This window comes from Trichococcus sp. TS_SC_9 (assembly GCF_056156325.1).
Map to the genome: position 1 here is coordinate 2,722,222 of NZ_CM149591.1, position 18,345 is coordinate 2,740,566.

The window sequence follows — 18,345 nt, forward strand, 5'->3', positions numbered from 1 at the left end:
ATATCACCCTTTTAAAAGTAGCTTGAATGCCGTACGAAGCACTTCTTCGGCGCTGGAATAGTTTTCTTTTTCCAACAGCGGCAGTATTTTCTTCACTTCACGGTCCGAATATCCTAAACCGGCCAAAGCCTCCAAAGCTTCCGTCAACACAGCCGACTGTGCGCCAGCAGTTTCATGGACCGGATGCTCTTCCATCCAATACGTATCGGGGAGCAATTCGCCGAGTTTGCCTTTCAAGTCCAAGATGATCTGCGAGGCTGTCTTTTTGCCTACACCCGGGAATTTCACCAAATAACCCACATTATCCGTTTCGATCGCTTGAATCAGCCCCAGATGATCATCGCTCGCCAATATGGACAAGCCACTCTTCGGTCCGATTCCGGAGACGCTGATCAGTTTCAAGTACAACTGCTTTTCCGTATAATCCTTGAAACCAAAAAGTGTGATTGCATCCTCGCGGACTGCCTGATAGATGTAAAACGTTATCTCTTGGTTCAGGCTTCCGGAGAACCGGAAAGGATTCGCCACCTGCAATTGGTAGCCGATGCCACCGTTCTCCAGAACCACATAAAGCGGCCCCACATAGACTAATTTACCTTTTATGTATTCGTACATCATCTGACTCCTACTCTTCATTTCCTGATTGTCATTCATTTTCTATCATAACATAAAACGGAACGGAAATGACAGCCACTCGGCCATCTTATATGCGGGAACATTCGTTTGGTCTGTATGAGCTAAAAAAAGTCCCAGGACCGGTAGCCATGGGACGTGTCTTTGCTGCCTATTCGAATAATTGTTTATATTCAGAGTACCCTTCTGCATCCAATTGATTATAAGGAACAAAGCGCATCGCTGCTGAATTGATGCAATAGCGCAGTCCGCCCAATTCTGCAGGGCCATCCTCAAAAACATGCCCCAGGTGGGAATCGGCTTGAGCGCTGCGGACTTCTGTACGTTTGCGCATCAATTTTCGGTCTTCCAGCTCCTTCAGAGTAGAAATCGGTTTTGCAAAAGAAGGCCAACCGCAGCCGGCATCATACTTGTCGGCAGAACTGAATAAAGGCTCGCCGCTCACGACATCCACATAGATCCCTTTTTCATAAAAATCATCATATTCGCCGGAAAAAGGTCTTTCCGTAGCTTCGTTCTGGGTCACTTCATATTGTAAAGGCGTCAAGCGCTTCAATTGATCCTCTTTATTGTCCATCGTCATATCAGACCCCTTTCTTTTCATTGCTCCAGTATATCAAAAAATACAAAAAAGCAGAACAAAAAAGTCTTGTTCTGCTTCGCACGTACTTCAACAGGTTTGGATCAGAATAGATTCCCCAAAATGCTTCCCAGAATGCCTCCCAATCCGCCGGTTGCAGCTGGCGTTGTTGTTCCGGATTGTTTAGGGAAGAGATCGGTGATGTCGAAATTTTTCGTGGCTGCTTCCTCAGCTTGTTTGGAGAAGATGTCGGTCTGTTTAGCAACACCGTCGGAATCCAATCCATCAGCATCCTTTTTGTCAGCCAGCATGCCCAGGATCATCGGCGCCATGGAAGCCAAAACCTTGGAAACTTCGGATTTGCTGATGCCTGTTTGGGCAGCAATCTGATCCACGACTTTATCCTTATCCCCAAAGGCATGATCCAATATTTTATCGCCATCATCCGTATCGGCTTTCTTGACAACATCTTCGATAGAGGATACGTCTTTCGTCTGACCTTTGTGTTTTTCCAATGCATTTGATAAGGAATCTTTTCCGGATTTTGACTCTGCGTTTTTGCTTAATGCCCGAAGGATCAAGGGAATTGCCACAACAGCCAATTTCGGCAAAATGCTTGCATCAACGCCCGTTTTGCTGCCTAGAGCCTGGATCGAACTTTCTTTGTTCAGTTCCCCCATCATTTCGGAAATATCATTGATTTGCACCATTTTTTCCACTCCTATCTCTTATTTAACTATCCTGATTTTACAATAAATAAGCAGAAATAAGAAATGATACGCTTTTAGTGCGGGTCCTGAATCCGTTTGAACATCTTCTCCATATCCTGATTGGAGAATTGGATCAGCACCGGCCGGCCGTGCGGACAATTGTATGGGTTATCCGTTTTTGCAAGATCAATCAATAATTGTCGTGCTTCATTGTCGCTGATGAAATGATTCGCCTTGATCGAGCGCTTGCAGCTCATCATGATGGCAGTGGCTTCGCGAAGTTTCTTGATGGAGATATCTCCTTCAGTCAAAAACATCTCCACCAGTTCCTTCAAAATTTCTTCCTCCTCACCCGGTGTAAACCAGGCAGGATGTTTTTCGACGATGAAACTGTTTTGGCCGAACGGTTCCAGGAACAGGCCCATTTCTTCCAACACCTCGCGGCTTTCCTGGATCAGATGAAATTCATTCACCGGATAATCCAACATGATCGGTATCAACAAACCTTGGAGGTCGGTAGAAACCTTGCCTATCTCCTCGCGGTAATATTCATATTTGATGCGTTCTTGGGCAGCGTGCTGATCGATGATGTAAAGGCCATTTTCGTTCTGCGCGAACAGGTAAGTGCCGTGCATCTGGCCAAAAAAGTGCAAATCTGGGAACGGCCGCTTGCTCACCGGTCCCTTCTCCGTCTCGGCTTCGACTTTCTGAACGGTTTTCATGATTGGTTCTTCATGGGCAGCCGGATTTTTTGGCTCGGAAAATAGATAAGGTGCGCTCGGTTCGGTGCGGTCCAACTTTGGCTGGTCACTGAACGGCACAACGTAAGTTTCTTGTTCTTCACTTGAAAGTGGCTGTTCTTCACGAGTTTCAGATTCTGCAGAATCTGTAAAGGACTTTATGGATTCGTCATTTTCATTTTGAAGCGGCGCGTTGTCCCATGATGTCTCCAAAGATCGGAAATCCTCATTTTCACTTGTCGCCGGCAGCTTCGTTTCCGTTTCTTGCACGAACTCTTGATCGAATGACCGGAAAGAGACGCTCAATTGCTCGGTCCGGACCGGTTCAACAGGACTCTGGCGTTTGAATTTCAGATTTTCGATGCCGCTCGGGATGCGTTCTTCGGTCCGCAAAACAGCAGCGATTGCGTTTTGGATCAATTCCCCGAGCTCTTTTTCTTTGCTGATCCTGACTTCTTTTTTTGAAGGGTGGACGTTCACATCCAACAGCAGGGAATCCGCATCCATCACAATGACAGCGAGCGGATACCTTCCGACCATCAACTTGGAACCATAGCCATCGATGATGGCTTTATTCAAAGCGTAATTTTTTATGAAACGCCCGTTCAGTATCAAGGTTATGTAGTTGCGGCTTGCCCGCGTCGTGTCCGGCAAGCTGATGTAGCCCTTCACTTTGAAGTCCAGATTTTCGCCCTCGATCAATTTCATCTTCTTGGCCGTCATCGTCCCATAGACGCCCGCGATGGTCTGGCGCAGATCGCCATTGCCTGCCGTATGCAAGAGTTGGTTCCCCTCATGATGCAAACGGAAAGCGATTTCCGGATGACTCAAGGCGATCCGGTTCATGATGTCTGTGATGTTCGACAGCTCAGCCTGGAGGGACCGGATGTATTTCAAACGGGCTGGCGTGTTGTAGAACAGGTCTTCGACGATGATCGTGGTTCCTTTACGCGATTTGTTGGGCCTTTCCTCTCCGATGACACCGCCCCTTATGGACAAGTAAGTGCCGCTTTGATCGGCGACAGCCGTTTCGATCGAAACTTTGGCAACCGAAGCGATACTGGGCAATGCTTCACCCCGAAATCCCAGCGAGTGGATGCGGAAAAGATCATCCTGCGTATAGATTTTGCTGGTCGCGTGCCGCGTAAAGGCAAGTTTCACCTCGTCCGCCGCGATGCCGTCGCCATTGTCGGTGACCTGCACCTTTTTTAATCCTGCCTCTTCGATGAAAACATCGATCTGCGTACTGTTGGCATCGATCGCATTCTCCACCAATTCCTTAACGACCGACGCCGGGCGTTCAATCACTTCCCCGGCAGCGATTTGGTTTGTCAATATTTGGGAAAGCTCCCTGATTTTGGCCATCGTTCTCACCTACTTTTTTTGCGATTTCAGCAATTTTTTCCAACTGTCTATCATCAGCATGGCTTGCATCGGTGTGCAATCCTCCAGAGCCAAGTCCGACAATTCATCGAGAATGTGCTTCTCGTTCGGATGCATCGCGCTCTCTTGGAACAGCGCCAATTGTTCGATCGTATCATCCGGAACAGGCACGTCCGATCCAGAATGCAGCACGTGCTGTTCATTCAATGAATTGAGGATGACTTGCGCCTCTGAAATCAACTCATTCGGCATACCAGCCAGCTTGGCTACATGTAGGCCATAACTTTTGTCTGCTGGTCCCTGCATCAGTTTATGCAGAAACACCAATTCTCCGTCTTTTTCAATTGCCCCGACATGAACATTCTTTGTCCCCGCCAAATCGGCTTCGAGTTGGGTCAATTCATGGTAATGCGTCGAAAATAGCGTTTTGCCTTTGATGGTGCGATCGATGTAACGCAGAATCGCTTCCGCCAAGGCCATGCCGTCATACGTGGCAGTCCCTCTGCCGATTTCGTCGAATAAAATCAGACTCTTATCGGTCGCGAATCGAAGCGCTTGGTTCGTTTCGACCATTTCGACCATGAATGTGCTCTGCCCGGAATAGAGGTCATCCGCCGCACCTATGCGGGTAAATATTTGGTCAAAGATAGGCAAATGGGCCTTTTCGGCCGGCACAAAACAACCCATTTGGGCCAGGATGACAATCAGCGCAACCTGACGCATGTAAGTGCTCTTACCTGACATATTCGGTCCGGTAATGAGCAAGATATGATTGTCCTTATCCATGGAAATACTGTTGGGCACAAATTTATCTTTGCCGATGACACGTTCCACAACCGGATGCCGGCCTTCTTTGATGGACAGGTTCCGGTCGCTGTTGCTCAATTCCGGCTTGGAAAAATGATAGGCTTCGCTGACGTGGGCGAACGATTGAAGTACATCGATTTCTGCGACCAGTTTGGCCAGTGCCTGCAACTGTCGGCTGTATCCTTTTATCTCTTCCCGCAGTGCTACGAACAGCTCATGCTCCAATTCGACAGACTTTTCTTCCGCCTCCAAAATAAGCGTTTCTTTCTCCTTCAATGCAGGCGTGACGAAACGTTCTGCATTGGCGAGCGTCTGTTTGCGCTCATACGTGCCTTCAGGCAGCGCCGCAAGGTTCGCCTTCGTCACCTCTATGTAATAGCCAAAAATACGGTTGTAGCCGATTTTCAGCGTTTTGATGCCGGTTTTTTCTCTTTCCTCTTTTTGCAGCATCGCTATCCAAAGTTTTCCGTTGTTCATCGCATCGCGGTAGCGATCCAATTGTTCATGGTAGCCGTCGCGGATAATATTGCCTTCCGTGATCTGGATCGGCGGATTATCCGTAATCGCCCGCTCAATCAGTTCGATGACTTCTGGGTAAGCTTCCAATTTGTCGATGACAGCCTGCCAAACATCCGGTTCATCGATTGCAGCGATGGCTTGGACCAATCCTGGAATCTGCTGCAAAGAGGTTTTCAGCTGGATCAGATCTCGGCCGTTGATATTGCCCAATGACACTCGGGCGACCAAACGTTCCAGATCATACACCGATGTCAAGGCGTCATTGATGTCCATTCGTTCAAAGTAGTGATTGACTAGCGACTCTACTTTCCGTTGTCTTTCGAGTATGTCGCTCAGGTTGATCAACGGCTTTTCCAGCCATTGTTTTAGCATTCGTCCGCCCATAGCCGTTTTGGTTTCATCCAGCGTCCACAACAGGCTGCCTTTCTTCTGCTGCGTCCGGATGGATGCGGCCAGCTCGAGGTTGCGCCGCGCATAGGTATCCATCTTCAGGAAAGCATCCGTTTGATAGGCGACGGCTTTTTGGAGGTGGGACAGGCTGCGCTTTTGGGTATCCGAAAGATAGCTCAACAACAGGACAAGCACATCTTTTTCCGACTGTTGCGGCAATTCCGCAACCAGATCGTGGAAGTCCGTTTCCGGAATCAGCTTCGCCTGGATGGAAACCAGGATACCGAAGTGTTTTTCCAACTTCTCTTCAAGCTCTTCGGCTGTTTTTGTGTCCATGACGATCTCTTTGAACGGCAATGTCTGGAGCTCATTGAATACGGCGTCTTCATTGGTCAGAAGGGTGACTTTCAGTTCCCCCGTTCCGATATCGACATATCCCAGCCCATAACCGCCTGCTTCGTTTTTGATGACGCTGGCCAAGTAATTATTCGTCTTGCTTTCGCTGCCGTTCTCATTCAGGAATGTCCCGGGCGTAATGACCCGCACGACTTCCCGCCGTACCATGCCTTTTGTCAGTTTGGCATCTTCCATCTGTTCGCAAACGGCGACTTTGTACCCCATTTCCACGAGTCTGCGGATGTATTCCGCCGCCGCATGATAAGGAACCCCGCACATGGGAATGGGTTCATCGGCATTTTTGTTGCGGCTTGTCAGCGTGATTTCCAGTAATTTTGCGGCCTTCATGGCATCATCATGGAACAATTCATAGAAATCGCCCAAGCGGTAGAACAAAAACGCATCCGGATACTGTTCTTTTATGGATAAGTATTGCTCCATCATGGGCGTGTTTTTAGTCTTCTGTGGCATTCTTTCACCTCAATTAATATATCTCTTCAATCCTCATGCTTCATCTTTTTCGATAGCGTCATCGATGCCGCGTTGGATGATGCTGATGACATTTTCCAATAGTTCGTTGGCATCCCATAAAGCTTCGCGGTATTGTTGGACAGCTATGCTGTCCTTCAATTGCTTGTTCAGCTCCGCTAATTCAGTGGCTGTTTTTTCTGCCGCTGCCGGCTTAGCATAATGTTCAAAAGCCGCGGCTTCTTTCTGCTTGCTTTTGATGGTTTCAACCAATTGTTCCAGCGCCCGATTGTCTTTTGTGTTTTCTTCGGCCTCTTGATAGTGGACGATCACTTCATTTTTTTTCAGAATTTCGATCAGGCTGTTCAATTCTGCTTCTGCCGGGCCTTCGATAGGCAGTTCATGGGTCAATAGAATTCCCCTCCAAATGGGCGATCTTCATTAATTACGATGTTCTCGATTTTTACGCACTTACCGGTCTGATCATTGATTTCAATATAGCACCCGGAAAGCAATTTCCTGCCTTTTTCGGGCACTTCATGCCGAATCGGCATTTGCGTCAGAAATTTCTGGATGATGATTTCTTTTTCGACGCCTAAAATGCTGTCGTAAGCCCCGGTCATTCCGGCATCCGTCAAATAGCCTGTCCCGTCCGGCAAGATACGCGCATCATTTGTCTGCACATGCGTATGCGTACCGACCACAGCAGAAACGCGCCCATCCAAATACCAGCCCATCGCTTGTTTTTCGCTGGTCGTTTCGGCATGAAAATCGACAAAGATGCAATTCGTTTCTTTCCGTACCTGCTCCAGGATTTCATCCGCTTTGCGGAAAGGGTCATCCAGACTGTTCATGAAGACACGTCCGTGCAGGTTCACCACAGCCAATTTCAGTTGGTTCACTTTTATGATCGTAAAGCCGATGCCGGGAGTCCCTTCCGGGAAATTAGCCGGACGGATCATTTTATTGGCTGTTCCGATGAATTCGAATATGTCACGGTTATCCCACGTATGGTTCCCCATGGTGATGACATCAACACCGGTCTGCAAAAATTCTTTGTAAATTTTTTCCGTTATGCCTCTGCCGCCAGCCGCATTCTCCCCGTTCACGATAGTCACTTGCGGACGGTAATGTTTCTTCAGTTGTGGGAGTGTATCCTGCAGCATCTGTCTGCCGATTGAACCTACGACATCCCCAATAAATAATACTTTCATCTTCAGCCTCTTCTCTAAATTCTAGTCTTTTTATAGTAACATATTTTATCTGTTTAGATAAGCCGGTGCACCCTTGCCCATCAACTGGGATATCCATAAAAAGCAAAAAACGGGACAAAAGCATGTCCCGTTTGGTATTTCATTATTTGGCATATTCAATTACTCTTGTTTCGCGTATAACCGTAACCTTGATGTGTCCCGGATAATCTAGTTCTTCTTCGATTTTCTTTCTAATCTCACGAGCTACACGAATAGCTTGAGAATCGTCAAGTTGGTCTGGCTTGACCATGACGCGGATCTCTCTTCCTGCTTGGATAGCAAAACTGCTTGCTACGCCTTCAAAACTGTTCGCAATTCCTTCCAGTTTCTCCAAACGACGAATGTAGTTTTCCAGAGATTCACTTCTTGCGCCCGGACGAGCAGCAGATAAAGCGTCAGCAGATGCGACCAATACTGATATGATTGAGTTTGCTTCAACATCACCATGATGTGAAGCAATTGCATTGATGACAACCGGATTTTCTTTGTATTTCTGGGCGATTTCTGCGCCGATTTCAACGTGTGAACCCTCTATTTCATGATCGAGAGCTTTTCCGATGTCATGCAGCAGACCTGCACGTTTGGCCAGATTGATGTCTTCGCCTAGTTCCCCAGCCATTACGCCGCAAAGTTTTGCGACTTCGATGCTGTGGTTCAGGACATTTTGTCCATAACTAGTGCGGAAATGCAGACGTCCCAAAATTTTAATCAGATCAGGATGCAAAGAATGGATGCCAACTTCAAAAGTTGCTTGTTCGCCGATTTCTCTTATGCGTTCATCCATATCCTTACGGGCTTTCTCAACTGCTTCCTCAATTCTTGCAGGATGGATACGTCCATCTTGAATTAATTTCTCCAAAGCCATTTTCGCAATTTCTCTTCGGATAGGATCAAATCCACTTAACACGACAGCTTCTGGCGTATCATCGATGATCAGGTCAATACCTGTCAATGTCTCCAAAGTCCGAATGTTTCTTCCTTCGCGGCCAATGATACGGCCTTTCATGTCATCGTTAGGCAATGTAACAACTGAAACGGTTGCTTCCGAAACCAGATCGGCTGCACTTCTTTGAATCGCCTGCAGGATAATGTTTTTCGCATTACGATCTGCTTCATCTTTCGCTTTTTGGTCGGATTCTCTGATCATGACCGCAATTTCATGCGAAAGTTGATTTTCCGTTTCCTTCATGATGATGTTTCTTGCATCTTCACGGGATAAGGTAGCGATTCTTTCCAGTTCATGTTGTTGCTCTTCCACCAATGCTTGAATGCGATTTTCCTCAGAAACTAAAGCGTTTTGTCTTTTGACAAGATTATCCTCTTTTGACTCGATAGATTGCTCACGTTTCGAAAGACTGGTATCTTTTCTATCCAAATTTTCTTCTCTTTGGATCAATCGATTTTCTTGTTTTTGAACCTCACCGCGTCGTTCGCGCAATTCATCTTCTATTTCCGAGCGGTATTTGTGGTTCTCATCCTTCGCCTCTAACATAGCTTCTCTTTTTGTTGTTTCTGCTTCTTTACGAGCATCTTCAAGAATTAGGGAAGCGGTATTTTTGGCACCAGCTATTTCTTTTTCGTGATTCGATTTTCGATATAAATATCCGACAACGACACCAAAAATTAAAGCTATGATAGCGAAGGCTAAAGTCCATATATCCATAGTTTCACCTCCGTATCTATTTAATTTTGTTGTCAAAAAAAATGAATAAAAATTAGTTTTACAATGTGCAGAATGAAGAGATACACATAAATTCATTCTAAACGTAGAATACTGACATGTCAACGATAAAACGGTAACATAACCAAAATACATTTAAACCTGTTTCGATATTGCCCTTTTTTCCGATTTTGAAAAAAGAAAGAGGCCCGGATTTTGGTCCCGGCCTCTTGAAAAAAATTGTTTACTCGTCCAACAGATCGACCGATTCAACCGGCTCGTCTTTACTTTTTATTTTTGCCTCTACCACTTTTTTATCGCCTATGCCATATTCATCACGGACAAGCTTCTCGATTTCAGCTCTCATCTCTGGATGCTCAGTCAGGAATTTTTTTGCATTTTCGCGGCCTTGGCCGATGCGTTCCCCTTTGTAGGCATACCAAGCGCCACTCTTGTTGACGATATCCTTCTCTGAAGCCATATCGATGATTTCGCCGACTTGGGAAATGCCTTCCCCGTACATGATGTCCACTTCAGCTGTCCTGAATGGGGGTGCAACTTTATTTTTGACCACTTTGATTTTTGTGCGGTTACCCATAATCTCTGTTCCGCTCTTGATCTGTTCAGCTCTTCTGACTTCCAGACGGATAGTAGCGTAAAATTTAAGCGCTCTTCCTCCTGGCGTCGTTTCCGGATTTCCGAACATGATACCGATTTTCTCACGGACTTGGTTGATGAAGATTGCGATCGTTTTTGTTTTGTTGATCGATCCGGACAGTTTCCGTAAAGCTTGAGACATCAGACGCGCTTGCAGACCCATGTGAGAGTCTCCCATTTCGCCTTCTATTTCAGCACGCGGAACCAAGGCAGCAACCGAGTCGATGACCACAATATCGACGGCACCGGATGAAACCAAAGCGTCAGCGATTTCCAGCCCTTGCTCGCCTGTATCCGGTTGGGAAAGCAACAATTCATCGATATCCACACCCAAAGCTGCAGCATATTTTGGATCCAAAGCATGCTCAGCATCGATGAAGGCAGCAACGCCGCCTTTCTTTTGCACTTCAGCAATCGCATGGAGCGCAACGGTTGTTTTACCTGAAGATTCAGGACCGTACACTTCGATGATACGTCCTCTCGGATAGCCGCCTACGCCCAACGCAACATCCAGAGCCAACGAACCACTCGGTACAGTGGATATTTGTGTGTCCACTTTTTCGCCAAGCTTCATAACGGAACCTTTACCAAAATTTCTTTCTATCTTTTTCAGAGCCTCATCCAAGGCTTTTTGTCTATTTTCATTTAAATTAGCCATCTATTATTTCCTCCAAGCTTTCATTTGCATGCATTAACACCACAACGTAATACTATCCTGTTCCGGACAAAAAAGCAAGAATAAAGTGAACAGATGTTCGTTTTTTTATTGTTCAAAACCAGAATCCGACAAATTCCGCCGAATCATATCAAATCCCTGCATCACTGCCTGTTCCCTGTTTCCGAGGCGATCACGGGAGAATCGGAAGCCTTGGACGGCTGTCGGTCCATTTTTTTGGCTTAAGGCAATCCATACCGTCCCGGCTGGCTTGTTCTCCAGTTGATCAGGCCCGGCAACGCCCGTGAAAGAAATGGCCAACTGAGTATCAAACAGCTCGCGCGCACGTTCCGCCATCGCCATCGCGCATTCCGCGCTGACCATCCCGTATGTCTCGAGAATGTGTTCCGGAACGCCAAGGACCTTTTGTTTAGCGTTTTCTTGGTAAGAAACGATGCCGCCCGCGAAGACCTCGCTTATGCCGGGAACCTTGACGAGTTCGGCTTGAAAAAGCCCTCCGGTCAAGCTCTCAGCCGCACTGATTGATTGTTTGCCCTCCAATAATTTCTTCCCCACCACTTCGGCAAGGCTGGATTCGTCACCGTCGCCGTAATGATATTCCCCGACAAGCGCCAATATTTCCGCTTTTTTTTGATCCAATAGCTGTTCGCAGATCGCCTCTGTTGCAGCGTTTGCGGTGAGTCTCAAAGTCACTTCGTATTTCCCGGCATACGGGGCTACCGTTGGGTTGGTCTGATTGCGGATCAGCTCATCCAGCAGCGTAGTCAAGGTAGATTCGCCGATTCCGAAAAAGCGGAGCGTCTGCGATGAGATGACTTGCTGATCTTCATACTTGCTGGAAAGGAACGGCTTCACAAATTGCAGGAACATCTGCTCAAGTTCTCTTGGCGGGCCCGGCAGCAGCAAATAACCTTTCCCATCCTTTTCAGTATAGGTGCCCAGCGCTTGCCCGATCGGATTCGGGAAGACAATACCGCTCCCGAACACTAAAGCTTGAAGCTCATTGTTTTCCGTCATGTTCCTTCCCGAACGTTCGAACCATTGCCGGATATGCGCCAAACCCGCTTCATCCATGGCGAGTTCTTCCTCGAGGTGATCCGCCACGGTTTGTTTGGTCAAGTCATCTCGGGTGGGTCCGAGCCCTCCTGTGAAAATCAACAAGTCGCTTCGTGATTCAGCTATTTTGATCACTTCTTTTATTTTCCCCGGATTATCGCCGACAACCGTCTGGAAATACGAGTCTATGCCCAAACCTGTCAGTTCCTTGGCGATGAATGCCGCATCCGAATTCACTATTTGCCCCATCAACAATTCCGTGCCGACTGAAATGATTTCTGCATTCATATTTAATCCCTCACATTCATAGTATTCGCTCAAATAAAACAAAAACTCCAATTGCATAAAAAAGATAAAGAAAAAGAAGGGCACAAAAGAATCGCGTTTCCTTTTGTTCGAGTTGCAACCTGATGCAACCCAGCCCTTCTTATTTATAAAAACTACATGGATCCGACAAAAACATGTTTATTCTTGACGAAATAATCCACCCCTGAGTAGATGGTGAAAACTAAGCAAAGATACAACATGATGTCCGCAACCGGAATACCGGTTGCCTGAAAAGGAAAATTATCCACGAACAACAAAATGATGGCTACCATTTGCGTCGCCGTTTTGATTTTCCCTGGCCACGCCGCTGCCATGACTTCGCCTTCTTTCACAAGCAACAGGCGCAAGCCTGTGACTGCCAACTCCCGGCTGATGATGATGCTGACGACCCACGACGGAGCCAGACCTTGGCCGACCAGTACGATCAAGGCGGTGGCAACAAGCATCTTGTCCGCCAAGGGATCAGCAAATTTCCCGAAGTTGGTGACCAACCCGTCCCTTCTGGCGATGTAACCATCCAACCAATCCGTAAAACTGGCGATGGCAAAAATGATGGCTCCGACCAGTTGATTGACGGCAATCTCTGATTGGGCAACCTCAAGCGTTCCCCAATCGAAAGGAACCAAGGTGATAATCATGAACAAGGGAATCATCATAATCCGCAACGCTGTCAATTTATTAGGTAAATTCAACTTCTGCAACTCCTTTAATGTACCCTGCCTTATTCCACACCTTTGACGGTAAAGGATAAGGTTTGGGTCTGAATCTCTTGATGATCGGCTGGCATCGCAACAACTGTCCCATCCAGTTCGATGATCGTTGCCGGCATGACGCCGACTATCACTTCGATTTCACTTGTGTTCAACGGCAGAGTGACCGTCAACGGATTTTCGCTGCCTACGATCCCGGAAGGCTCTTGGACAATCCCGTTCACGCTTACGCTGATCCAAGAACTGCCTCCTGCCACCGCCGAGATTTTCAACTCTGATGGTAACGACAAACTGGTGACGTCATATTCCGCATAACCATCGGCAGACGAGACCAAGGTCACTTGCGCTGTTTGTTCTGCGACAACGGCACTGTCTATCTGATCTGTGCCACTGGTAACTGTCGCTTGCGATGCCATAGTTGTTTGGCTGATGTTCGATGCCACTTCGATCTGAACCTGCTCATCGTCATCGTTCAATGTGGCCTTCCAGACCACAAGTACGATGGCAATTACCGACACCGCCAACAGAAAAGTAGGCAACTGACTCTGGACGGAGCCGCCATAATTAAAATTCGTCTTTTTTGAAGCTCTTTTGGACTCGGAGCGACTGGGAGAAAAAGAACCGGATTCTTCCACTTGATTGCTCCCATGTATTTCCGGGATCACACTTGCATGATCCCCCAACAAGCGATCGCCATCCAAGCCCACAATATCCGCATACTGCTTGATGAAGGCACGCACATAGAAATTGCCCGGCATAATCTCAAAATCGCCTTCTTCTATCGCAATCAAATACCGCTTCTGTATTTTAGTCATCTGTTGCAGATCATCCAATGTGTATCCTTTGGAAAGTCTGGCACTTTTTAGTATTTCCCCAATTTGAACCATTTATTCACCTGCCTTCACTTGCAAATCCCGAAGTTACCATGGATATTATACCATAAAATTCCTTCATCAGGAGTTCCAATACTGTTTTACCTGAGCCATCCACCGGATACATAAATAGCTTGTCCCGTCATATAGCGACTGTCTTCCTTCAGAAGTTGGGATACCCAGAAACTGATTTCATCCGGTTTCCCCATTCTCCCTAAAGGGATTTCCTCAAGCAGAGCCTCTTTTTCATCATTATCCAGATGAGCGTTCATTTGCGTATCGATTGCTCCTGGGCAAATGGCATTGACTGTTACTCCCAGTGAAGCTACTTCCTTGCTGTAGGCTTTCACGAAGGCAATCTGCGCTCCTTTGACGGTACTGTAGAGCACTTCGAGCCCGCTGCCGACTTCCCCATAGACAGAGCTGATGAAGATGATGCGGCCCTCGCGTGAGCGGGCGATTTTGTCCTGTAGCGCTTGGATGATCAGGATAGGCATTTTGACGTGCATTTCCCACAAGGCATCCATTTGCAAGGGCGTCATATCCTGAAGTAAGCCATATTCGGTCTTGCCGTGCGCAAAAACAATCGCTTGGAGTGAGAAAATATGGTCAGCAAGTGTCGCAACACCCGCTTCATCGGTAAAATCCAGACAAAGCGGATAAAATTCCTGTTCGGGATAGGCCGATTGCAGTTCTGCCAGCAGCAGATTGATTTTTTCTTGATTGGAATGGTAATGCAGGTAAAGCGACCAGCCAGAGCGGGCTAAATCCCTTGCGATGGCGGTCCCGATGTCACCGGAGGCCCCCGTCACCAAAGCAGCTTTCATTGCTGTTTTGCTCCCTTCTGGAGGATCACATAGGTGCTCATGCTTTGTTCTTTGAGATACCCCTCGGCAAATTTACGGATGTCCTCCAGACTGGTTTCTTCGATCAACGGAACGACTTCAAAAAGTTCGGCACCAGAAAACAGCAAAGTGCTGTAGTGATTTGCGATGTATTCCAGGGAATTGAAAGCCTGCAATTGTTCTCCGATCATGCTCTTCTTCAGCAAATCAAATTTCTCATTCGTCAGATTTGCATCCGTTTCCCAATCCAACAGAATCTGTTTCAGCTTTTCTTCCAGCAGTTTCGGTTCTTCCGTATCCGATTCGATAGCCATAAAATGGAAGGAACGATCCAGATTGAAGGAGTAGCCAAAGCTGTCATCGATCAAACCACTGTCATAGAGATCGATGAAATGCGTGGAGCTCCGGCCGAAAAGCAATTCCAGCAACAGCGATCCATAGATTTTGTATTTTTCGGCTTGGTTTCCGGTCACGTCCGCATCCAAACCTTTCACACCAATCATCACTTTCGGGCGCTGCACATCCATTTCGATTTCTTTGTATGGAATGATGTCCTGAATCGAGGCCGGCGGCAAAGTGCGCTGGATCGGTTTGGCCGGAAGAAACGTCTTGTCTTCTTGGTTTTGTTTGATAGTTTCCATCATTTCTTCGGGAACGAAATTGCCGATCATCAATAAGTTCATGTTGGACGGATGGTAGAATGTGTCATAACAGATTTGCAGCAATTCCGGCGAGATTGCTTGGATGCTGTCCACCGTTCCGGCTATATCGACGGAAAGCGGATGTTCGGGATAAAGGTTACGCAGCAACCCGTAAAAGAGTTGCCATCCCGGGTTATCTTCATACATGCGGATTTCTTGCGCGATGATCCCTTTTTCCTTTTCAGTGCCTTCTGCCGTGAAATGCGGGTCTTGAACGAAGTCAAGCAGGCTGTTCGTGTTTTCCGAGATGCTGTCCGTTGCTGAAAAGAGATAGCTTGTCCGCGTGAAGGAAGTGAAAGCATTCGCTGAAGCACCGTATTTCGCAAAGTCTTCAAAAGCATCATGGTCTTCGCCTTCAAATAATTTATGTTCAAGGAAATGTGCGATGCCGTCTGGAATTTTGATTTCCTTGTCTCCGTTTATCGGAACAAACTGGTTATCGATCGAGCCGAAATCGGTGGTGAAGATGCCATAGGTTTTTGAATACTTATATTTTGGAATCAATACTACTTGCAATCCGTTGTCCAGTACTTCCGTATAGACTGTTTCGTTAAGTGCCTCATAGTGTACTTTATTCATCTGTAGCCTCGCCTTTCAAGAAAAATATCGCCTGCAAAGTCATTTTTTCCGCAACTGCAACGATCTGTTCCTTCGTCACCGCATTCAAGCCGGCGATCCATTGTTCCTGCGAAAGAGGGTTTTCTATGATCAGGATATCCTGGTACTGTTTCGCCAAGCTTCTGCCTTGATAATCATCATTTTGTTTATAGTGGTTGATCAACATACTTTTTGTTTGCGCGATCAAGTCATCCGAGAAATCACCCGCTTGCATATCCTGTAGTTGTTCCAAAACGATCTTCTCGACTTGCTCGCGCTTATCGAATTCGATGCCGGTGCCGACAGTCATGACTCCGCGCAGAAAGTCCAACCCGCTCGAAGCCGAGTAAGCCAAACTCTCTTTTTCACGGACATTCTGGAAGAGTTTCGAATGAGGGAAGCCCCCAAAGAGTCCATCAAAAACCAAGCCGGCAAAATAATGGTCATTCATGTAATAGACGGGTGAAGAAAAACCGAAAAACAGCTTGCCTTGATTGATGTCCTGGGCTTCGCTTGAAGTGACGGGTTCCGTATTCTTTGCGCGGAAATAGAATACTTCCTTTTCGGTTTCTTTCCTGTCCGAAAGCTTCTGGGCAGCCAATATATTCAATATCCGTTCCGGCGCTACATCACCTGAAACGAGTATATCAAGCTGATTCGACCCGATCATCTCTTCATAGCATTCAAACAGGTTGCCTGAGGTGATATCCTCGAGGAAACCGGCATCACCGATGCCTTGATAGGCTTGATCCGTCCCCTCGAACAGCACTTGGTTCAAGCGCGTGCGCGCATAGGCTGATTTGTCTTCGATCAGAGATTCGAAATAATTGTTCAGATTTTCCTTTTCCCTCAGAAACGTCTTCTCGTGGAACTTGCCGTCTTCGGCATTGGGCCTGAAGATGATTTCTTCCAGAAAAGCGAACGCCTCCTCAAGAAGTGTATCGTCGCCTCCGATGAATTTATCATTGACGACGGATAGACTCATAGTCACGACATGCTGCTTGCCGAAACGTTGGGATTGCGTATGCAGCGTCGCACCGTAGAGGCTGGCCATTTTCAGATCCATCTCGTTTTGGCTGGGATACTGTTTGCTGTTCGTTTCAAGCATGTTCTTCACTAAAGAACGTTCCGTTGCAGTTTTGCCGCCGAAACTCGTCCTGAATTTGTACTGGATCAATACGGTTTTGTATTTGTCGGAAGGCTCGATATAGGCCGTAACGCCTTGCTTTAATTTATATTCCATCCATTTCACGTCCTGTAAGCTATTTTATTTGTCGATAGGGAAAACTATACTCTAGTTCCGGCTTTTTTTCAATTAAGCCATTCCTTGTCCACTCCGCTCCCCTGCCTAGCGCAAAAAGAAAAGGCTGACTCGTGTTGAGCCAACCCTTCTCACTGTCAGAGATTACTTTGATTTGATGTAAGTTGTACCGTTGGCGGCTGGGCCTCTCGATTTACCGATAAAGCCTACAAGCACAATGATCGTAATGACGTATGGTGCAATTTGAAGGTAGACGGAAGGGATATTCTGGATGACCGGAATATAGCTGCCGATGACCCCCAAACTCTGGGCGAAACCGAAGAAAATTGCCGCGCCCATCACTCCGATCGGATTCCACTTACCGAAAATCATGGCAGCCATGGCGATGAATCCTTGACCGGCAATCGTTGATCCGGAAAAATTCAAGCTGATCGACTGAGAGACGATAGCACCGCCTACACCGCCTAAAAAGCCGGAAATCAAAACGCCCGCGTAGCGCATCACGTAGACGTTGATCCCCAACGTATCTGCCGCTTGCGGGTGCTCCCCGACTGAACGCAGTCGCAAACCGAAAGTCGTCTTGAAGATGATGAAGTAGCAGACAAGCGCTGTTGCGATTGCTGCATAGGCTGGAGCTGATGTATTCGTGAAAAATATCTCACCGATGATCGGGATATCCTTCAAGATAGGGAAACTGGTTTTCCCGAAGTTCTGGATGATGAAGGCGGTCTGGCCTTTCCCCTCATAAAGAACCTTAGTCAAAAATACCGCAAGCGCAGGGGCAAGCATATTGATGACCGTTCCGGAAACGATATGGTTCGCCCTTAGATTGATGGTGGCAACGGCATGGATAGTCGAGAAGAAGATGCCGACTGCTCCAGCCACCAACAACGCAACCCAAGGAGTCATTTTGCCCAGATTGTCGGCATAGTTCAGATTAAAGACTATTGCTGAGAAGGCTCCCATGACCATTGTTCCTTCCAAGCCCACGTTGACGATACCGCTCCGTTCCGAGAATGTTCCGCCAAGGCCTGTGAAGATCAACGGCGCAGAATAAATCAAAGCCGAGGATACGATAATCGATAGAATCGCTAGCATGTCCAT

General features: G+C 47.1%; 16 protein-coding genes. All 16 read right to left on the reverse strand.

What is annotated here, in order from left to right; translation table 11 throughout:
• Positions 1 to 3: 3 nt before the first annotated feature.
• A complete protein-coding gene (gene ruvA, locus AC0J5I_RS13215; protein ID WP_107995396.1) occupies positions 4 to 615 on the reverse strand; it encodes a Holliday junction branch migration protein RuvA in 612 nt (203 codons plus the stop codon).
• A 169-nt stretch (positions 616 to 784) separates the two neighbouring features.
• Positions 785 to 1,210, reverse strand: coding sequence for a peptide-methionine (R)-S-oxide reductase MsrB (msrB, locus tag AC0J5I_RS13220; protein WP_475305724.1), 426 nt, complete (start codon positions 1,208 to 1,210; stop codon positions 785 to 787).
• 107 nt (positions 1,211 to 1,317) lie between these two features.
• Positions 1,318 to 1,923: a DUF937 domain-containing protein gene (locus tag AC0J5I_RS13225; RefSeq protein ID WP_107995398.1), complete on the reverse strand. Its 606-nt coding sequence runs from the start codon at positions 1,921 to 1,923 to the stop codon at positions 1,318 to 1,320.
• A 74-nt stretch (positions 1,924 to 1,997) separates the two neighbouring features.
• Complete coding sequence (mutL, locus tag AC0J5I_RS13230; protein WP_475300785.1) at positions 1,998 to 4,028, reverse strand: DNA mismatch repair endonuclease MutL; 2,031 nt, start codon at positions 4,026 to 4,028, stop codon at positions 1,998 to 2,000.
• A gap of 9 nt (positions 4,029 to 4,037) precedes the next feature.
• Entirely contained in the window at positions 4,038 to 6,629 is a 2,592-nt protein-coding gene (mutS, locus tag AC0J5I_RS13235) for a DNA mismatch repair protein MutS (RefSeq protein WP_475300789.1), read from the reverse strand.
• Between the two features lie 33 nt (positions 6,630 to 6,662).
• Complete coding sequence (locus tag AC0J5I_RS13240; protein ID WP_475300793.1) at positions 6,663 to 7,037, reverse strand: YlbF family regulator; 375 nt, start codon at positions 7,035 to 7,037, stop codon at positions 6,663 to 6,665.
• Positions 7,034 to 7,840: a TIGR00282 family metallophosphoesterase gene (locus AC0J5I_RS13245; protein WP_107995402.1), complete on the reverse strand. Its 807-nt coding sequence runs from the start codon at positions 7,838 to 7,840 to the stop codon at positions 7,034 to 7,036. Before AC0J5I_RS13245 ends, AC0J5I_RS13240 begins: the two co-directional genes overlap by 4 nt.
• A gap of 142 nt (positions 7,841 to 7,982) precedes the next feature.
• Positions 7,983 to 9,542, reverse strand: coding sequence for a ribonuclease Y (gene rny / locus AC0J5I_RS13250; RefSeq protein ID WP_107995403.1), 1,560 nt, complete (start codon positions 9,540 to 9,542; stop codon positions 7,983 to 7,985).
• Positions 9,543 to 9,783: 241 nt separating this feature from the next.
• Complete coding sequence (gene recA, locus AC0J5I_RS13255; protein WP_475300800.1) at positions 9,784 to 10,854, reverse strand: recombinase RecA; 1,071 nt, start codon at positions 10,852 to 10,854, stop codon at positions 9,784 to 9,786.
• 105 nt (positions 10,855 to 10,959) lie between these two features.
• On the reverse strand, positions 10,960 to 12,216 hold the full coding sequence (locus AC0J5I_RS13260) for a competence/damage-inducible protein A (RefSeq protein WP_475300804.1): 1,257 nt from the start codon (positions 12,214 to 12,216) through the stop codon (positions 10,960 to 10,962).
• 152 nt (positions 12,217 to 12,368) lie between these two features.
• Entirely contained in the window at positions 12,369 to 12,947 is a 579-nt protein-coding gene (gene pgsA, locus AC0J5I_RS13265; RefSeq protein ID WP_107995406.1) for a CDP-diacylglycerol--glycerol-3-phosphate 3-phosphatidyltransferase, read from the reverse strand.
• Positions 12,948 to 12,976: 29 nt separating this feature from the next.
• Positions 12,977 to 13,852 (reverse strand): helix-turn-helix domain-containing protein, encoded by an 876-nt coding sequence (locus AC0J5I_RS13270; protein WP_107995407.1) that lies wholly within the window; start codon positions 13,850 to 13,852, stop codon positions 12,977 to 12,979.
• Between the two features lie 86 nt (positions 13,853 to 13,938).
• Positions 13,939 to 14,664 carry an elongation factor P 5-aminopentanone reductase gene (ymfI, locus tag AC0J5I_RS13275; RefSeq protein ID WP_475300813.1) on the reverse strand — a complete coding sequence of 242 codons (726 nt, stop codon included), beginning with the start codon at positions 14,662 to 14,664 and terminating at the stop codon, positions 13,939 to 13,941.
• A complete protein-coding gene (gene yfmH, locus AC0J5I_RS13280) occupies positions 14,661 to 15,962 on the reverse strand; it encodes an EF-P 5-aminopentanol modification-associated protein YfmH (RefSeq protein WP_475300816.1) in 1,302 nt (433 codons plus the stop codon). Before yfmH ends, ymfI begins: the two co-directional genes overlap by 4 nt.
• Complete coding sequence (gene yfmF / locus AC0J5I_RS13285; protein ID WP_107995410.1) at positions 15,955 to 17,223, reverse strand: EF-P 5-aminopentanol modification-associated protein YfmF; 1,269 nt, start codon at positions 17,221 to 17,223, stop codon at positions 15,955 to 15,957. The genes yfmH and yfmF overlap by 8 nt, the downstream gene beginning before the upstream one ends.
• 162 nt (positions 17,224 to 17,385) lie before the next feature.
• Complete coding sequence (locus tag AC0J5I_RS13290) at positions 17,386 to 18,345, reverse strand: ABC transporter permease (protein WP_086985205.1); 960 nt, start codon at positions 18,343 to 18,345, stop codon at positions 17,386 to 17,388.

Bases quoted from the DNA above. Each gene is read 5' to 3' on its own strand.
- ruvA (WP_107995396.1), bottom strand. From the start codon at position 615: ATGTACGAATACATAAAAGGTAAATTAGTCTATGTGGGGCCGCTTTAT.
- msrB (WP_475305724.1), bottom strand. From the start codon at position 1,210: ATGGACAATAAAGAGGATCAATTGAAGCGCTTGACGCCTTTACAATAT.
- AC0J5I_RS13225 (WP_107995398.1), bottom strand. From the start codon at position 1,923: ATGGTGCAAATCAATGATATTTCCGAAATGATGGGGGAACTGAACAAA.
- mutL (WP_475300785.1), bottom strand. From the start codon at position 4,028: ATGGCCAAAATCAGGGAGCTTTCCCAAATATTGACAAACCAAATCGCT.
- mutS (WP_475300789.1), bottom strand. From the start codon at position 6,629: ATGCCACAGAAGACTAAAAACACGCCCATGATGGAGCAATACTTATCC.
- AC0J5I_RS13245 (WP_107995402.1), bottom strand. From the start codon at position 7,840: ATGAAAGTATTATTTATTGGGGATGTCGTAGGTTCAATCGGCAGACAG.
- rny (WP_107995403.1), bottom strand. From the start codon at position 9,542: ATGGATATATGGACTTTAGCCTTCGCTATCATAGCTTTAATTTTTGGT.
- recA (WP_475300800.1), bottom strand. From the start codon at position 10,854: ATGGCTAATTTAAATGAAAATAGACAAAAAGCCTTGGATGAGGCTCTG.
- AC0J5I_RS13260 (WP_475300804.1), bottom strand. From the start codon at position 12,216: ATGAATGCAGAAATCATTTCAGTCGGCACGGAATTGTTGATGGGGCAA.
- AC0J5I_RS13270 (WP_107995407.1), bottom strand. From the start codon at position 13,852: ATGGTTCAAATTGGGGAAATACTAAAAAGTGCCAGACTTTCCAAAGGA.
- ymfI (WP_475300813.1), bottom strand. From the start codon at position 14,664: ATGAAAGCTGCTTTGGTGACGGGGGCCTCCGGTGACATCGGGACCGCC.
- yfmH (WP_475300816.1), bottom strand. From the start codon at position 15,962: ATGAATAAAGTACACTATGAGGCACTTAACGAAACAGTCTATACGGAA.
- yfmF (WP_107995410.1), bottom strand. From the start codon at position 17,223: ATGGAATATAAATTAAAGCAAGGCGTTACGGCCTATATCGAGCCTTCC.
- AC0J5I_RS13290 (WP_086985205.1), bottom strand. From the start codon at position 18,345: ATGGACATGCTAGCGATTCTATCGATTATCGTATCCTCGGCTTTGATT.